Source organism: Flavobacterium frigidimaris (genome assembly GCF_002217275.1).
In the GTDB taxonomy this organism is placed as follows: Bacteria; Bacteroidota; Bacteroidia; order Flavobacteriales; family Flavobacteriaceae; genus Flavobacterium; species Flavobacterium aquidurense.
This window is the reverse complement of sequence record NZ_MUGV01000016.1, coordinates 92493-108301: the sequence shown is the minus strand read 5'-3', so window position 1 is coordinate 108301 and position 15809 is coordinate 92493. Positions and strand designations below refer to the sequence as shown.

Below are 15809 nucleotides of genomic sequence, written 5' to 3'. Positions count from 1 at the left end.
TCTACAAAGATAAGCCATTTCTAAAATGTGCAAAGAAAGCTATGTTACATTTATGTTTAATAAAATGAAGCGTATGAAAAAATAATAATTTAATTACAGAAGTCTTTATTTTTTAAAATTAATTCACGCTAAGCTCTCTTTCTGAACTTATTTTTGACAGCATTATAGTCGATAAAATATTTTACGCTGACTGAAAAAATATGTTTTAAAGCATCGTTGTTGAGTAATGCATTTACATTGCCTTTAAATTCTTTATCGATAATGCGCTCAAAATTAGATGCACTATTACGATATAAAACCGAAACCTGACTTCCAGGTGCGAACCACCATGAATACGATAAATCAGCATTCCAGGAATAAAAGCTCGAATTTTTGTTCTCTGTATATTGAGGATAAGGCGTTAAAGTTCCGTCTTGCTGCAATTCAAGTATGTCGTTATTTTCAGCATACGACCAATATTGACGAAGCGCTAAATTTAAAGTCATTGCACTGTTTAAAGCATATTTCCCGGTAATGGTATTAGAGTAGGTAATTACATTTCTATTAGCAAAAACAATAGTTTCCGGAGTGCTTTCATTGCCATCATCATCATAGCCGTCGATATAACCTTTATTGTTGTTTTTTCTGAAAAAACTAAAGGTATAAACCATTAAAAGTTTATCGCTAAAGCGATATCTTGGACCAATATCAAAACCATATGCCATTCTTCCAGGTTCATCAGCAATAGCGATTGAAGGATTTATATCGATAGCAAATTTATGGTTGTAATTGGTAGAAATACTTCCCCAGGCTTCTATTCTTCTCGGGATAATAACATAACGATTATCAGCTCTAGGTTCATAATAATCATGAGATACCAAAGGAAATACGGTAATGCCCCCGCCGTAATAATTATTTTTTACCGTACTCAGGTTTACATTTGCCTCAATATTATTGTCTTGTACTTTGCCGGATTCTTTATTGAATTCAGCATACATATTATAGTTGACCTTGAAACTATTAAAAAGTTTTGTTGGGTTTAGGATTCTATAATTTGCATTTCCGTAGAAATTATAATAATTGGTGTAAAAATTAATTCCGAGGTCGTTCGGGTCGTAACCTTTTGTCACAAAATCACTACCTATGCTGTAACGGTATTTTCCACTGGTTTCAGCAAAACCAATTGTAGAGAAAACTCCGGTTTTGTTTTCATCAAGATTGATGGTACTGTATTTTATATTCCCGGATAAATTGTAGGTATTTGCTTTGGTATTTAAATCCCAAACTAAACCGGAGACATTGGCATCTCTGTAATGTCCGTTTCTTGTAACATTTGTATTGATAAAGGTTATCGAAGAATTTTTACGGAAACGCTGGTCTAAAACTAATACATTATAATTGGTTAAGGGCTCAACAACTATTTTTCTTGTATCGCCTGAAATAGTATCTTTAATAGTGGCGAAAGTTTTTTCAGTAACGGCATTCAAAATTCCAATTCCCAATCCGTTTTTGGTTCTTCCCGAAACTTTTAAGGCATTAATTAGGTTCACATTCTGAACTGTTTCATAGACTTCTTCATGGTCGTTTAATTCAGGATCAATGGTAGGCGCGCCTCCAATTCTTCTCGAGTAAAAGATATTTCCTTTATTAAACAAATCGGTTCCTTCAGTAAAAAAAGCCCTGTTTTCATTAAACTGTTGTTCAAACGGACTCAAATTCAAAATCTGATCGTCGTATTTGGTTTGTCCAAAGTCGGGAACCAGAATAGCGTCGAGTGTAAAGGCATCATTAATTCCGTATTTGATATCCATACCGCCTTTTATGGTGCCGTACGTTTTTTGGCCATCTGCAGCATTCAAATAATAAGAAGCGTAAGGCATAAAAAATAATCGGGTAGGAGGTTTGATATTTTCAATTCCGGTTAATTCACCATTTTGTTGGGTGAATGTTCCTATTTTGGTATTAATCAAGTTCCATGTATATTTTCGACGTTCTCTTTTTACTTCTCTGAAAAAATTAATTCCCCAGGTTTGTTTGTTTTCTGCGGAGAAACGCAAGGCGGCGTACGGAATTTTCATTTCCACTATCCAGCCTTTATCCGTTATTCTTGCTTTACTAATCCAAACTGCATCCCAGGAATAATCCTCGCCAATAGCATCTGTCATAATACAATCTCCCTGAACATCAGCTGCAGAAACAAAAAACTCGAAATTCTGTTGGCCGTCATTAAAGCCGTTAATGAAGACGCCAAAAATATCAGCAGTTCCAAAATTATCACGTTGCGAAATTTCTTTTAGAATCTTGTTAGGTTCATGATCATACATCATAGCGCCAATGTAAATAGCGTCATTGTTGTATATAACCTTGATTTCTGTTTTTTGGGATTCGGGAATTGGTTTCCCGTTATCAGGTTCAAACATTATAAAGTCAGAAGCAATTGGAACGTTCTCCCAGGCTGTTTCATCTAGTTTTCCATCAATAGTAATGGACTGCGAAGTAGATTGTGCTTGCAGGGCTTTCTTTTGGCTATAGCCGAAAGATAGACAGAACAGAAAACAAAGGAAAACTACTTTTTTCATTTTGTATGATGAAAGATACTTGAGATAATATAGACATTCATTTCTGTTAAATGTTACACTTTAAAAGGTGAAAATTATATCTTTTTAATATTGTAAGTATATGGTTACGTAATTAAAGTTAAAATAATAGGCAAAAATAGGATTTTTACGTCAAGATGCTAATTTTTTGTTTTTGATCTGTTAAAATTTAAACAAAACAGGCTTGATTTGCAGGGATTTATTTTGTGCGGCATATTTTTTTTATACTTTTGTCAAACCCAAATTTGTTATTAACCTAAAGAAATTCAATGATTTACAAAATTTATCCACTGTTCGTGTTTTTGTTATTATCTTTTGGTAAAGATTCAAAAAGCACTCCCGAAACTAAAAAAGAAGTAACTAAAAGTATCGCCAAAGTTGAAAAACTAAGTGTCGAAGCTAAGATTGAAGGTGTCTACCATACCTTGAATCCTAACAACTATCAGTTGCCTGAATTGAAGACTTTCTCTGAAGCCTTAAAAGGATTTTATTTATTGAAAGAAAAAGGAGTTATCCAAAAAGATATCCTAACGTTGATTGATTTTAGTTTGTCATCCAATACCAAACGCCTTTGGGTAATTGATTTGGCTACAAACACCGTTTTGTTTCAATCTTTGGTTGCTCACGGAAGAAATACAGGCGAAGAATATGCATCTGCTTTTTCAAACAATAATTCCTCTAATAAAAGTAGTCTTGGTTTTTATGCTACAGGCGAAATTTATCAGGGAAAACACGGCGTTTCTCTTCGATTGGATGGTTTGGAAAATGGTGTAAATGACAATGCTCGTGAAAGAGGCGTTGTAATGCATGCTGCAGACTACGTTTCAGAATCTTTCATTAGAAATAATAAAAGATTAGGCAGAAGCCAGGGTTGTCCGGCAATTCCCTTTGAATTGAGAGATAAAATAATCGAGACTATAAAAAATAAATCGTGTTTGTTCATCTACCATCCGTCAAGGAGTTTTGCGATGGAAGAAAGACTAATTTCTTAGTTTAGCATACAAATCCGAATCTAAATTATAAATATCAGCTCTGAAAATGAGCTGATTTTTTTTGCTCCATGCTGTCCAGTACCATTGGTATAAAGCGTACTTTTTTGTTATCCTGATATTAGTCGTGATTTTAGTTTCAATAATTGAATCGATTTTTTCTTTCGGCCACTTTGTCGAAATGCTATCATTTAAAATGTGTTCTGCAAGCTCTAGCGGATTTTCAATACGAACACAGCCTGAACTTAACGAACGATTATTTCTTCCAAAAATAGTACGATGATTGGTGTCGTGTAAGTATACGCTATGGTGGTTTGGAAAAAGAATTTTCATTAACCCTAATGAATTATTATATCCCGGACTTTGCACATATTTATAGTTTCCGGGTTTATTTTCATTCCACTTGCTTGGCTCGACTTCTTTACCAGTAGTGTCATATATCGTAATGTTTTTATTTTTTAAATAATTACGATTGCGTTTCATGGCAGGAACCACGTCTTCTTTTAAAATGGTTGGCGGAACAGTCCAGGTTGGGTTAAAAACAACCGTTTTTAGTACCGAAGTAATAATTGGTGTTTTTCTTTTACTAGTACCAACAACAATATTGCGAACCAGAGTGGTATCTTGGCTTTCGACGACGTTCAGGCTATAATTTGGTATATTGATGATGAAATAGTTCTCAGCAAAATCACTGTTATACCATCGCCAGCGTTCTAAATTAGCAATGATTTGTTGTTTCCTTTTTTCTTTGGAATAATTTAAAGCACTTATTGTTCCCTGACCAATTACGCCATCAGCTGCTAAGCCATGTCTTTCCTGAAATTTTTTTACTGATTCAAATGTCTTTTGATTGTAGTTTATACTTAAACTATCTTTTCCGGACATATCTCCCCAAAATAAAAGCCTTTTTTTAATATTGACTAAAGCGGGATTATTGTCATTTAATGTTATTTTCTTTGTCAAAGAATCCGTAGTAATCATTTCGATGTCGTCTTCCGGAAATGTATCAATAATTTCAAGTGCTTTTAAAAGTTGCTTGTAGGTTTCTGATTTTGGTTGGATGTTTTCAACAATGCTGTCTAATTTGTTTTTGTTAAAGGCTTTTATCAACACACTATTGACATCCAGCTTTTTCTCTTCCAAATCCCAATCTGTGTATAGTTTTTTAGGATCCAGCTTGCCCTTGTGCAAATGATTCAGATATAATTCGAAGTTATAAGTAAGCAAAATATCAAAAGTTGCTAATTCTTTATCGCTAAGTTTGCTGATTCTCTTTTCGTAATTCTCAAGTGTTGCAGATTTGTAATCGTCCGGATCTAAACCTAATACTTTGGAATTTTTTAATTGAGTTAAAACATAAGTCCTTTTTTTGAGATTTCCCCAAACCGTTTTATTGTTTGACGAGTTGTAAAATTCCTGAAGTGTTTTGCTTTTAAAAACGCCTATCAGGGTAGTGTCAACAGAAACTGTTCTTTCATCAGTAAGTATAATTGCAGGAGGTGGTGTTGTTTTTTTTACAGGAATGACTTTCGGTTCCTGTTTTTTACAACTAATAAAAATACATACTATTAAAAGAAAGTAAAGTTTCTTCATTTTATAATTTTTTAAACATCAAATAGTGTTCGCCAACATCTTTAATATCAAATGGAGCACCCAGGGGTTGGTATTCCATTTTTTTGTAAAAGCCTACAGCGGCGGTTCTGGCGTTAAACCAAATCAAATCGACTTTGTTCTCATTGCAGTAGGTTTCACAATATTTGACTAAAGTCTCTCCAAATCCTTTTTTCAGATGCGTTTCTAAAACAGCCATCCCGCGAATTTGTGCTTGATTTTGCCCGGCAAATATAGGATTGATTTTATCGAATAACGAAATAATTCCTGTTAAATATTCATTATCAAAAAGACCAAAATGATGTGTTGTTTCTAAATCGTCTCCTTCGAAGATACAACTTTCTGGCGGTTTTCCTTTTCTGAGAACAGCTTGGCGAACGATATAAGTTTCTTTTGAAGGTATTTCTTTAATTTGAATCATAATTTATGAAAAATAATTGAGTGTATAACTTTTTAGTTTTAAATAGGTTATAAGAAATTGTTGTTTTTAATTGATTTTTTTTGAAAAAAAGCTTGTTTTGAACTGAACTTATTTTTTATATTTGCACCAGTAATGCGAAAGTAGCTCAGTTGGTAGAGCTCCAGCCTTCCAAGCTGGTTGTCGCGAGTTCGAGCCTCGTCTTTCGCTCTAAAAACCGGAACTTAATTGTTTCGGTTTTTTTATCAAAGTTAAATATTTATTGATTTTTATTTTTTTAAATGATTTAATTATTTATATTTGCACCCTGTTAATGCGAAAGTAGCTCAGTTGGTAGAGCTCCAGCCTTCCAAGCTGGTTGTCGCGAGTTCGAGCCTCGTCTTTCGCTCTTCAAAATCCTCAAACAATTTGTTTGGGGATTTTTGCTTTTAAGCCGTTATTGTAAATCCCAATATTTTGAAATTCCAAATTCCAGGTTTAAGACAAATGAATGTAAAGATTTGGAATTTGGAATTTTAAAACTTGGAATTTCTATTTTAAGTTGCTCAAATCGCTTTCTGTTTCTAATTCTGTCGGATTTTGGTTTTGTTTGAATAATCGTGCAGTCAAATTTCCTTTCAAAGTAATTTTATTGCCGCTTACTTCAAGCCAGCTTCCTTCTCTTAAGCCTAAAACCGGGATTGCATTAAAAGCATGAAATTCTTTGATTCTTGTCTCGCGCGTTTCTCCCATATGTTTTGATTGTAAATCCGGATCTAAGTAATGTGGATTCAAATTAAAAGGAATCAATCCTAAAGTTTGAAAACTTGGCGGATAAACAATTGGCATATCGTTGGTAGTTTGCATAGACAATCCGCAAATGTTACTGCCTGCGCTGGTGCCTAAATAAGGTGTTCCGTTTTTTACAGTTTCAGAAAGAAGCTGCATAATATTGTGTTTGTATAATTGTGTAACCAATAAAAAAGTATTTCCGCCACCGGTAAATATTCCTTCTGCATTTTTTATTGCTTCTTCAGGATTTTCAAACTCATGAATTCCTTTTACTGAAATGTTAATTGTTGCAAATGCCTGTGCTACTTTTTCAGTATAATCGTTATGAGAGATGCCGCCCGGACGCGCGAAAGGAATAAATAAGATGCTTTTGCAATTTTTAAAATGTTCTGTTAAAGTAGGTAATACATATTCTAAATAACTGCCTTCGTGAAGGGTTGAGGTGCTGGCAATAATAATGCTTTTCATAAATTTTGTACTCAAATTGTTTAGGTTAAAGGTATTAAAAACTCTTTTTTCAGACTAAAAAAACAGCGTTTAATTAACATATTTTTACCAAGCCGTTAATACTAATTTTGCAACACATTAAGATATTTTTACACTTTTAACGGTAATTATAATTTTTTCATTTTGATCAACAAAGTTTTATGCGTTTTGGTTGTTGTTTTAAGTCAGGCTGCATGGTCACAAGATCAGGATCGCGCTATTGTAAACGGTAAGGTCGTTTCGAATACAAACGATTTAGAAGGTGTTTATGTGGTAAATGCGCAAACTGAAGTTATGGTAACTACAACTGCTGACGGATCTTTTTCAATCAAGGCTAAACCTGGAGATACACTCGTTTTTTCTTCTATTCAATTCAAAGAAAACAGAGTTCTTCTGACCACTGAAAATTTTACGGACCTTAATTTTACTGTGAGACTTAGTTTGGTAATGCATCAGTTGCAAGAAGTAATTATAAGGAGATACGATAATATTAATGCTGTAGCTTTGGGGATTGTTCCTTCTAATCAAAAAACATATACAGAAAGTGAAAGAAAATTGCGTACTGCTACTGCGTTAGATGCTACTGCTACTGCAAGTGGAATGGCTGGTGGTTCAGTTTCTGCAGATCCTTTTCTGAATTTTTTATCAGGAAGAACAAAAATGCTTAAAAAGGAATTGATTGTAGAGAAAAAGGAATTTTTCATGAAGCTTCTGGAAAATATGTTCAGTCTGGATCATTTTGTAAACCGATTGAAAATTCCGAATGAATATGTGAAAGGATTTGAGTATTATGCTGTTGAAAATGATAAGTTTACGGTTATTTTAAATTCGAAAAATAAAACTTCTACGGAATTTTTGTTAGCTGAATTAGCTGTTAAATACAAAGAAATATTGGCTGGTGAGAACAAATAATACATTGTTAATTCTATTTTTATTAATTGCTCAAATTTCATTTGGACAAACTTTTGGTGCTAAAGAAATTCTTGGGCAGGTATTTGAAGAATCATCCTCGGTTGAAGGTGTGAATATTATCAATAATAATACTCAAATTACCGCTGTTACAGATGAAAGCGGAATGTTTTCTATTGTAGCAAAGGAAGGAGACGTTCTGGTGTTTTCTTCTGTTAATATGGAACCTTTAAAGCATAGAATTACAACAGAAGATTTAAATTCTGTTTCAATTCAGATAAGGATGACCGCGAAACAAATCGAGCTGAAAGAGGTTGTTGTGAATGAAAATGCGGGCATTAACGCTGAAAATCTCGGAATTGTGCCGCACGGTCAAAAAACGTATACGCCGGCTGAAAGAAAACTTTATACAGCCAAATCAACATCGGTTGATAAAATAATAAATGCAATGTCAGGGCGAACTTCTATGCTTAAAAAAGAAGTGAAAGTAGAGAAGAAAGAAATGCTTTTTAGAAAGCTCGAATATCTTTTTGATGACAATTATTATACTGAAAGATTAAGGATTTCGTTAGAAGATATTAAAGGATTTCAATTATATTGTGTAGAGGATTCTGAATTTGCCGTATCTTTGAATAGTAAAAACAAAACAATGAGTATGTTTTTAATAACTGAATTAGCCAGAAAATATCTTAAAATCCTTGAAAATGAAAAATAGCCTAAGAATACTCGTTTTGTGCCTGCTTTGTCAAATCTCATTCGGACAAAATTCAACCAGAAGGTCATTACACGGGAAAGTGACCAATACATCGCTTGCTATCGAAAGCGGATATGTAATGAACATAAATGCCAATGTTAGAACTTTTATTGGTTCTGGCGGATTATTTGATATTATGGCAAGGCCAAAAGACACGTTGCTCTTTACCGGAATGGCATTTCAATCCAGAAAGATTGTTTTGACAGAAAAAGATTGTGCTCAAATTCTCTTTACTGTTCCTTTAGATTTAGTAAACAATCAGCTTAAAGAAGTTTTGGTTCATAAAGACATACAGGATAAAACACTTACAAGTGGTTCTCAGGGAATAGTAGATATGCAGTTTGAAGATGACAAACAATCTACAGCAAAGAATAATGTAATGTATTCTGACCAGACAATTAAATACGGAACAGATTTTGTTCGAATATTTAAGGATGTTAAGAAGCTTCTACGTAAAAATGACGAGGTTCAGGAAGAAGTTATAAGTGATATTGCTTTTACGGCTTATGCAAAAGATAATTTCACTCCCGATTTTTTCAATAAAACATTAAATCTAAAAGATGATGAAATAGAGTTGTTTTTAATGTATTGCTCCAATGATCCTGAATCTAAGCGATATTTAAAACCAGATGATAAATTTCAGTTAATCGATTTTATGATTAACAAGAATAAAGATTTTAAGAATATTACGGTTTCCAAAAATGAAAAATAAATTAATTTACCCCTTAATTGGGGTTTTATTTTTATCCTTGTCCTCGTTTGCTTTTCATAAATTTTATATGGGGGTTTTTCAGGTGAATTATGCAGCCGAAAAAAAAATGATTCAAATTACATCTCGTATTTTTATCGATGATTTGAATAACGGAATGGAGAAAAAATACCATAAGAAAACCTTTGTTGGAACAGAAAAAGAAACACCCGAAGATTTAGAATTGTTTAAAAAGTACCTCTCGGAAAATTTTACAATAAAAGTAAACGGGCAACCAAAATCAATTACTTTTTTGTCTAAAGAGGTTGAAGCTGGTGATGTACTGGTCTGTTATTCCCGAATAAAAGACATCGATAAATTTAAGACACTTGAGATTTCAAACACCATTTTAGTAGATTGGAATGCTGAGCAGCAAAACATTACACATATTTCAGCATTTGGCACTAAAAAGAGTGTTCTCTTTACAGAATCTTCAAGGAAAGAAGTGTTAAAGTATTAATGAATGGATATAATTATCATTTTAATTGTTATTTTCACACCCTGATAAAATTACCCATTACTTTTTATGAAAAAACTTTCATTATTATTAATTTTTCCTGCCTTATTAATGGCGCAGGAAAAAAATACCACAGTTGCCCCAAAACAACAAGGTAAGTACGATACCAACAAATTCAGTCAAATGTATGATTTGCTGGCAACTCCAAATATGTTTCGTACGGCTTCAGGAGCACCAGGTCCTGCATATTACCAACAACAGGCAGATTATAAAATTGATATCGAATTAGATGATAAAAATTCAAAATTAAGCGGGTCTGAAGTTATTACGTATTCAAATAATTCTCCTGATACTTTAGAGTATTTATGGATTCAGTTGGATCAAAATCAGGCTAAAGCAAATACTCAGGCGCCATTAGCTGAAAGCGAAAAAATCAATCAGGTGCTGCCATTAGATGGTTTTTCAAGCAAATATTTGAAAAAAGATCTAGAGCGTGGTTTTAATATCGAACAAGTAAAAGATGCCAAAGGAAGCCCTATGTCCTATACGATCAACGAAACGATGATGCGTATTAATTTGGCAACTCCTTTAAAACCCGGAGAAAAAATTTCATTAGCTATAAAATGGTGGTACAACATCAATAATTATAGAAAAGAAGGCGGACGTTCTGGTTACGAATTATTCGAAAAAGACGGAAATAAATTATATGTAATTGCACAATTCTACCCAAGAATGGCAGTTTATAACGATGTTGAAGGATGGCAAAATATGCAATTCTGGGGAAGCGGAGAGTTTGCTCTTCCTTTCGGAAACTTCGACGTAAACATTACAGTTCCTGCAGATCACGTTATTGATGCAACAGGAGAATTAACAAACAGAAGCGAAGTTTTTACTGCAGAACAGGTAAAACGTTACGAGCAAGCTCAAAAATCATTTGATAAACCGGTTGTAATCGTTACGCAGGCGGAAGCTGAAGCGGCTGAAAAAGGTTTCTCTGAAAAGAAGAAAACATGGAAATTTAGTGCTAAAAACGTACGTGATTTCGGTATTGCTTCTTCAAGAAAATTCATTTACGATGCAATGGCTGTAAAATTGGGTGGTAAAATTGTTATGGCAGAATCTGTTTATCCTAAAGAAGCAAATCCGCTTTGGGGAGAAACTTCTACAATGACAGTTGCTCATACTCTAAAAAGCTATTCATCACATACTTTTGACTATCCTTATCCAAAAGCAGTTTCAGTTTCAGCTGAAGATCAGGGAATGGAATATCCGATGATTTGTTGGAATTTTGGTCGTCCTGATGAAAATGGAGTAACAAGCAAGGAAGTTAAAAACGGAATGATTGGTGTTGTAATTCACGAGGTTGGACACACTTTCTTTCCAATGATCGTAAATTCAGATGAGCGTCAATGGACGTGGATGGATGAAGGATTGAATTCATTTTTAGAATATTTGGCAGAGCAGGAATTAGATCCAAATTTTCCTTCAAGACGTGGACCTGCAAAAAATATTGTCCCTTATATGAGTGGAGATCAAAAGTTTTTAGAGCCAATTATGTCTAACTCTGAAACGATCGCACAATTTGGAAATAACGCTTACGGAAAACCGGCTACAGGTCTTAATATCTTAAGAGAAGTAGTTATGGGAAGAGAATTGTTTGATTATGCATTCAGAACGTATGCAAACAGATGGAAGTTCAAGCATCCAACTCCTGAGGATTTCTTCAGAACGATGGAAGATGCTTCTGCAGTAGATTTAGATTGGTTTTTTAGAGGATGGTTTTATTCAACAGATTTTGTAGATATCGGAATTAAAGACGTAAAACAATATTATGTTTCTGATACGCCAACAGCTGATCTAAAAGATGTAAAAGTTAGGAAAGGACGTTTCGGATTCGATAAAGGACCATTCGTTTATTTAGTTGCAAGTGATAATGCGGAAGTTAATGCTTCAAAGAAAAAAGCTTTGAAAGTAGACGACGTAAAATTATTGGCTGATTATGTAAATCAAAGTTTTACTGCTGAAGAAAAAGCAAGTTTAAAATCGCCTAAATATTTCTATGAAGTAGAGTTTAATAAACCAGGCGGAATGATTATGCCAATTTTGGTAGAGATCACTTACGAAGATGGTTCAAAACAAAACTTCCAGTATCCGGCTCAAATCTGGAGAAAAAATAATGATACAGCTAAGAAAGTTTATGCAACTGAAAAAGCAATCAAAAGCATACAGGTAGATCCAAAATTAATGACAGCTGATATTGATGTGACCAATAATTCTTGGCCAAAAGTAGAAGAAAAGTCAAAATTTGATTAAGAATAAAAAAGAAGACTCTGAAAAGAGTCTTTTTTTTTTAAGTAAATTTTAAAACAGTCGGCTGCAAAATTTAATATCTTTGTGGCACATAAAAATATAAGATATGTTTGGTATAGGAGGAGGAGAATTAGTTTTCATACTGTTTATAGTACTTATGCTTTTTGGTTCTGACAAAGTGCCTGAAATAGCTCGTACAATGGGAAAAGCTATGGCGCAATTAAAAAACGCGACCAACGATATTAAAAGTGAAATTCAAAAAGGAGCAGAGGCTAATGGTCTTGATTCAAGAGCTCTCACAGATATCACGGGTAATATCAATGCCCAAATTAACGAAGCAAAAACTAATTTGTTAGGCGATACCACTAACTTGACTGGTAATCTGTTAGGGGATACCGCTACAGAAATCGACAAAGTAAAAGAAGATATCGATACCATCTCCGGACCTGTAAAACGTCAAATGTAATTATGCTTGAAAAAATACAAGAATTAGATATCAATCTCTTTGTGTATCTTAATGGTTTAGGTTCTGAAACATACGATAAACTTTGGCTGATTATCACCAATCAATTGTATTGGACACCCTTTTTTTTATTCCTGTTTTATCTTATTTATAAAAAGGTAGGTATAAAGCAAACCTTGTATATACTTCTTTTCATTGCAGTATTAATTGCTTTTACAGATCAGACATGTAATTTATTTAAACATACTTTTCAACGTTTGCGTCCTTGCAATAATCCTGATCTTAAATCAATTATTCGTATAGTTCAGGTTAGAACTTCGTATAGTTTTTTCTCTGGTCATGCGGCGAATACCATGGCAGTAGCAACATTTTTATTTTTGGTGCTAAGAAGTAAATTCAAGTATTTGGGATTCTTGTTTTTATGGCCGTTAGTCTTTGCTTATAGCCGGATTTATTTAGGATTGCATTACCCTGGAGATATTCTTACAGGATATTTCTTCGGAGCTCTTTTTGGATCGTTGATCTATCTTGTGTATCGAAAATTAAAACCACAATATTTTCCGGGATAATTTTTTTAAGATTCTAAGGTTCTGAGTTTTCTGCTAGTATAATCTTAGTGGCTTAGCTGCTTAGTATCTCAGTAGCTATTTTCTCGCTCCATTCTAGTCCATCTGGAAGAATTTGGTTGCTAAATTCAATATGAATAACTCTTCTTCTTTCGTTATTTGTGGTTTTGTTTGAAGCATGAAAAAGTAAAGGTTTCATAATCATAACTCCGCCTTTTTTAACTTCACAAATAGTTTCTTTTTCATTTTCAATTTCCAGGTTTTCAACTCTAAAAATTCCTTTTGAATGTGAATCGTTTATCACTTTTAAAGCGCCATTATCTTTGGTTGTGTTGTCAAGATGGATTCTGATAGTGAAATTATTTTCCAGAATTTCTTTTGGAGGCTGAACTGCAAATTGATTCTGTTTTATAGTCCAGTTTTCGAAATTTTGGATTTCAATTTTTTTATCAACAGAAATGGTTAAATCCTGATGATAAGCAACAAACCAATTTGATTTCTCCGGTTTATCAAAATAGATGGATTTTGTTATAAAGTAGCCTTCTCCAAAAGTATGGGCAATAATATCTTTTAAATTTTGATTGAAGATATAAGGCAAAGTTTCAGGGATTTCTTTATGAAATTGTCTGATGGCAAACAAATCCTGGGATTTTCTGAATGTCACATTTGTACTATCATTTTCGGTCTGATTTTCAATTAACGAAATTAATTTTTCAATTTCATTTTCAGTATAAACAGTATTTATAATTGTAAACCCTTCAGAGTTTATTTCGTTTAAAGAATTCATTTTGAAAATAATTGTTATTTTAATTACAGATGTTTAAAATAAACTTAGAACCTTAGCGTCTCAGCACCTTAGAGCCTTTTTTTTCTAAAGAATACGACTAACAGTAAGTCCATCACGAATAGGCAACAAAACCGTCTCTACTCTTGGATCATTTTTCAAAAGTAAATTGTATTCTAAAAGTACTTTCGTACTAAGATCGTTTGGATGAACCGGTTCAAGGATTTTTCCACTCCACAAAACGTTATCAGATAAAATAATGCCACCTTTATTCATCTTAGGAACAATCATTTCCCAATAATTCAGGTAATTTTCTTTGTCGGCATCAATAAAAACCAAATCAAATTTTACTTCCAAAGTCGGGATAATATTAACTGCTTCACCTAAATGCTGAAAAATTTGCTTCCCCCAAGGCGAGGCATCGAAATATTTTCGCTGAAAATCAATTAATTCTTCTTTAATATCTATAGTATGCAACTGACCATTTTCCTGCATTCCTTCACACAAGCATAAAGCGGCATAACCTGTATAAGTTCCAATTTCCAGAATATTTACCGGACGAATTAATTTTGACAACATACTTAAAACACGTCCCTGAAAATGTCCGCTTAGCATTCTTGGTAAAAGGATTTTTTGGTATGTTTCTTTATTAAGTTTGGCTAACAACTCTGGTTCGTTTTCAGAGTGCTGTTCGATATAATCTTCTAGGTCTTGTGAAATAAAATGCATCTTGTAGTATCTTCTAATTTGAGAGCAAAAATACAAAAAATATCGGCTCGCTTTTTTGCATAAAAAAAACCACTCGTTGTAACGAATGGTTTCAGTTTTGTAAATTCAAAAGAAAATTATTTCTTCAATGCGTCATTAACGTCTTTAGCAGTTTTTACGGTTCCGTCTTTAGCAGCTTTAGCAGCAGCTTCTGCCTTGTCTGCCGCTTTTTTAGTGGCTTCTTTTACATCTTGTGCAGCTTTGGTTGTAGCGTCTTTTACATCCTGAGCAGCATTTTCAGAAGCTTCTTTTGCATTTGTGGCAGCATTTTCAGCTTTAATTACAGCACTATCTTTTGCCTGTTCGATATCTGTAGTTAATGTGTCAACTTTGTTTCCAAGAGTTAATTCATCATCTGCGGGTTTTGGTTCTTTCTTCTCACAAGATTGAACGGCGAATGCTAATAAAGCTACAACAGCTAAGCTTAAAATTTGTTTTTTCATGATTAAATTCTTTTTAAAAGTTGATAAAATATAAAGGTTATAAAGCTGAAAAAATAAAAATACAAATTTTAAAATTAAGCGCTCTTTGTAAGATTATTTTCCTGTGAAGAGCAAGACAATTCTCGTGCCAATTTTTTTGATTTTGAAAGTTTGCTGCTAAAGTTCTTATATTCTTTAATGAAGAAAGATACTCTATTTTTTTTTAGTTTTTGTACAAACTGAAATTGATCACAATTTCATCTTTTACTTTAATTAAGCCCGCCATTTTTGTGGGCGGTTCTAATTCGATATCAGAAAATTTTAGACTAAGAGAGCCTTGAATTTTATTATCGTCATTATATAATATAAAGTCTTTGTATTGAAGTGTTTTATTGGTAATTAAGAAGTTAAGGTTGCATTTGTAATTTTTCCCAACTTGTCTGATATCTCTAATGCACACGATACTATTTGGAAATTGTTTTATTTTTATGGTTCCTTGTAGATCTTTTGTCATTATTTTGTTTCCACAATCAAAATTTGACATCTTGATTTCAGTATTAAATATGTTTTTTTTGATTGAATTTAAGTATACAGTATCTTTTTTAGTGAAAAAATTAGAACAATTATACTTTCCAACAGTTGAGTTTCCTGTAATTTCAATTTTGATTTTAGTAATTACTAAAACAGAATCATCTGCTAAAAAAGTGGGTTTAGCACTTCCTAAGAAAAAGAAAATTACTAAACCCAAAATTAAATTTAAAAACAAACGTTTCATCT

16 protein-coding genes and 2 tRNA genes are annotated in these 15809 nt (G+C 33.1%); 10 read left to right on the top strand and 8 right to left on the bottom strand.

Going from position 1 to position 15809, the window contains the following annotated elements:
• Positions 1–128: 128 nt before the first annotated feature.
• Positions 129–2558, bottom strand: a complete 2430-nt coding sequence (locus tag B0A65_RS09515) for a DUF5916 domain-containing protein (RefSeq protein ID WP_074659807.1) — start codon at positions 2556–2558, stop codon at positions 129–131.
• Positions 2559–2845: 287 nt separating this feature from the next.
• Between B0A65_RS09515 and B0A65_RS09510 the strand changes: the two genes are divergently transcribed.
• Complete coding sequence (locus B0A65_RS09510; RefSeq protein ID WP_074659808.1) at positions 2846–3568, top strand: murein L,D-transpeptidase catalytic domain family protein; 723 nt, start codon at positions 2846–2848, stop codon at positions 3566–3568.
• Here the strand turns inward: B0A65_RS09510 and B0A65_RS09505 are convergent.
• Entirely contained in the window at positions 3557–5158 is a 1602-nt protein-coding gene (locus B0A65_RS09505; protein WP_074659809.1) for a L,D-transpeptidase family protein, read from the bottom strand. The two genes, B0A65_RS09510 and B0A65_RS09505, sit on opposite strands and share 12 nt — an antisense overlap.
• Position 5159: 1 nt before the next feature.
• Positions 5160–5597, bottom strand: a complete 438-nt coding sequence (locus tag B0A65_RS09500) for a GNAT family N-acetyltransferase (RefSeq protein WP_074659810.1) — start codon at positions 5595–5597, stop codon at positions 5160–5162.
• A gap of 134 nt (positions 5598–5731) precedes the next feature.
• On the opposite strand from B0A65_RS09500, the gene B0A65_RS09495 reads away from it, so the two are divergent.
• Positions 5732–5804, top strand: a tRNA-Gly gene (locus B0A65_RS09495).
• Positions 5805–5909: 105 nt separating this feature from the next.
• Positions 5910–5982: transfer RNA gene (locus tag B0A65_RS09490), tRNA-Gly, on the top strand.
• Positions 5983–6125: 143 nt separating this feature from the next.
• Here the strand turns inward: B0A65_RS09490 and pepE are convergent.
• The gene (gene pepE / locus B0A65_RS09485; RefSeq protein ID WP_074659811.1) at positions 6126–6833 is read right to left on the bottom strand and encodes a dipeptidase PepE; all 708 of its coding nucleotides are present in this window, start codon (positions 6831–6833) and stop codon (positions 6126–6128) included.
• Between the two features lie 162 nt (positions 6834–6995).
• Between pepE and B0A65_RS09480 the strand changes: the two genes are divergently transcribed.
• The 7 genes from B0A65_RS09480 to B0A65_RS09450 all read left to right on the top strand — a co-directional run bounded on the left by B0A65_RS09480 (position 6996) and on the right by B0A65_RS09450 (position 13061).
• A complete protein-coding gene (locus B0A65_RS09480) occupies positions 6996–7763 on the top strand; it encodes a carboxypeptidase-like regulatory domain-containing protein (RefSeq protein ID WP_074659812.1) in 768 nt (255 codons plus the stop codon).
• Positions 7750–8475 (top strand): carboxypeptidase-like regulatory domain-containing protein, encoded by a 726-nt coding sequence (locus B0A65_RS09475; protein ID WP_074659813.1) that lies wholly within the window; start codon positions 7750–7752, stop codon positions 8473–8475. The genes B0A65_RS09480 and B0A65_RS09475 overlap by 14 nt, the downstream gene beginning before the upstream one ends.
• Positions 8465–9226, top strand: a complete 762-nt coding sequence (locus B0A65_RS09470; RefSeq protein WP_074659814.1) for a hypothetical protein — start codon at positions 8465–8467, stop codon at positions 9224–9226. The genes B0A65_RS09475 and B0A65_RS09470 overlap by 11 nt, the downstream gene beginning before the upstream one ends.
• Positions 9216–9722, top strand: coding sequence for a DUF6702 family protein (locus B0A65_RS09465; RefSeq protein ID WP_074659815.1), 507 nt, complete (start codon positions 9216–9218; stop codon positions 9720–9722). The genes B0A65_RS09470 and B0A65_RS09465 overlap by 11 nt, the downstream gene beginning before the upstream one ends.
• A 66-nt stretch (positions 9723–9788) precedes the next feature.
• Positions 9789–12032, top strand: a complete 2244-nt coding sequence (locus B0A65_RS09460) for a M1 family metallopeptidase (protein ID WP_074659816.1) — start codon at positions 9789–9791, stop codon at positions 12030–12032.
• 103 nt (positions 12033–12135) lie between these two features.
• Positions 12136–12495 (top strand): Sec-independent protein translocase subunit TatA/TatB, encoded by a 360-nt coding sequence (locus B0A65_RS09455; protein WP_074659817.1) that lies wholly within the window; start codon positions 12136–12138, stop codon positions 12493–12495.
• 2 nt (positions 12496–12497) lie between these two features.
• Complete coding sequence (locus tag B0A65_RS09450; RefSeq protein ID WP_074659818.1) at positions 12498–13061, top strand: phosphatase PAP2 family protein; 564 nt, start codon at positions 12498–12500, stop codon at positions 13059–13061.
• Positions 13062–13113: 52 nt separating this feature from the next.
• Here the strand turns inward: B0A65_RS09450 and B0A65_RS09445 are convergent, their stop codons facing one another.
• The 4 genes from B0A65_RS09445 to B0A65_RS09430 all read right to left on the bottom strand — a co-directional run bounded on the left by B0A65_RS09445 (position 13114) and on the right by B0A65_RS09430 (position 15807).
• Positions 13114–13845: a phytanoyl-CoA dioxygenase family protein gene (locus B0A65_RS09445; RefSeq protein WP_074659819.1), complete on the bottom strand. Its 732-nt coding sequence runs from the start codon at positions 13843–13845 to the stop codon at positions 13114–13116.
• Positions 13846–13929: 84 nt separating this feature from the next.
• Entirely contained in the window at positions 13930–14571 is a 642-nt protein-coding gene (locus tag B0A65_RS09440; RefSeq protein WP_074659820.1) for an O-methyltransferase, read from the bottom strand.
• 116 nt (positions 14572–14687) lie between these two features.
• Complete coding sequence (locus tag B0A65_RS09435; RefSeq protein ID WP_074659821.1) at positions 14688–15053, bottom strand: hypothetical protein; 366 nt, start codon at positions 15051–15053, stop codon at positions 14688–14690.
• A gap of 202 nt (positions 15054–15255) precedes the next feature.
• On the bottom strand, positions 15256–15807 hold the full coding sequence (locus B0A65_RS09430; RefSeq protein WP_074659822.1) for a hypothetical protein: 552 nt from the start codon (positions 15805–15807) through the stop codon (positions 15256–15258).
• Between the last annotated feature and the right edge of the window lie 2 nt (positions 15808–15809).

What these genes read in the sequence shown, in the direction of transcription:
- B0A65_RS09510 (WP_074659808.1), top strand. Translation starts at nt 2,846, where the DNA reads ATGATTTACAAAATTTATCCACTGTTCGTGTTTTTGTTATTATCTTTT.
- B0A65_RS09450 (WP_074659818.1), top strand. Translation starts at nt 12,498, where the DNA reads ATGCTTGAAAAAATACAAGAATTAGATATCAATCTCTTTGTGTATCTT.
- B0A65_RS09460 (WP_074659816.1), top strand. Translation starts at nt 9,789, where the DNA reads ATGAAAAAACTTTCATTATTATTAATTTTTCCTGCCTTATTAATGGCG.
- B0A65_RS09435 (WP_074659821.1), bottom strand. Translation starts at nt 15,053, where the DNA reads ATGAAAAAACAAATTTTAAGCTTAGCTGTTGTAGCTTTATTAGCATTC.
- B0A65_RS09440 (WP_074659820.1), bottom strand. Translation starts at nt 14,571, where the DNA reads ATGCATTTTATTTCACAAGACCTAGAAGATTATATCGAACAGCACTCT.
- pepE (WP_074659811.1), bottom strand. Translation starts at nt 6,833, where the DNA reads ATGAAAAGCATTATTATTGCCAGCACCTCAACCCTTCACGAAGGCAGT.
- B0A65_RS09445 (WP_074659819.1), bottom strand. Translation starts at nt 13,845, where the DNA reads ATGAATTCTTTAAACGAAATAAACTCTGAAGGGTTTACAATTATAAAT.
- B0A65_RS09505 (WP_074659809.1), bottom strand. Translation starts at nt 5,158, where the DNA reads ATGAAGAAACTTTACTTTCTTTTAATAGTATGTATTTTTATTAGTTGT.
- B0A65_RS09515 (WP_074659807.1), bottom strand. Translation starts at nt 2,558, where the DNA reads ATGAAAAAAGTAGTTTTCCTTTGTTTTCTGTTCTGTCTATCTTTCGGC.
- B0A65_RS09430 (WP_074659822.1), bottom strand. Translation starts at nt 15,807, where the DNA reads ATGAAACGTTTGTTTTTAAATTTAATTTTGGGTTTAGTAATTTTCTTT.
- B0A65_RS09455 (WP_074659817.1), top strand. Translation starts at nt 12,136, where the DNA reads ATGTTTGGTATAGGAGGAGGAGAATTAGTTTTCATACTGTTTATAGTA.
- B0A65_RS09500 (WP_074659810.1), bottom strand. Translation starts at nt 5,597, where the DNA reads ATGATTCAAATTAAAGAAATACCTTCAAAAGAAACTTATATCGTTCGC.
- B0A65_RS09470 (WP_074659814.1), top strand. Translation starts at nt 8,465, where the DNA reads ATGAAAAATAGCCTAAGAATACTCGTTTTGTGCCTGCTTTGTCAAATC.
- B0A65_RS09465 (WP_074659815.1), top strand. Translation starts at nt 9,216, where the DNA reads ATGAAAAATAAATTAATTTACCCCTTAATTGGGGTTTTATTTTTATCC.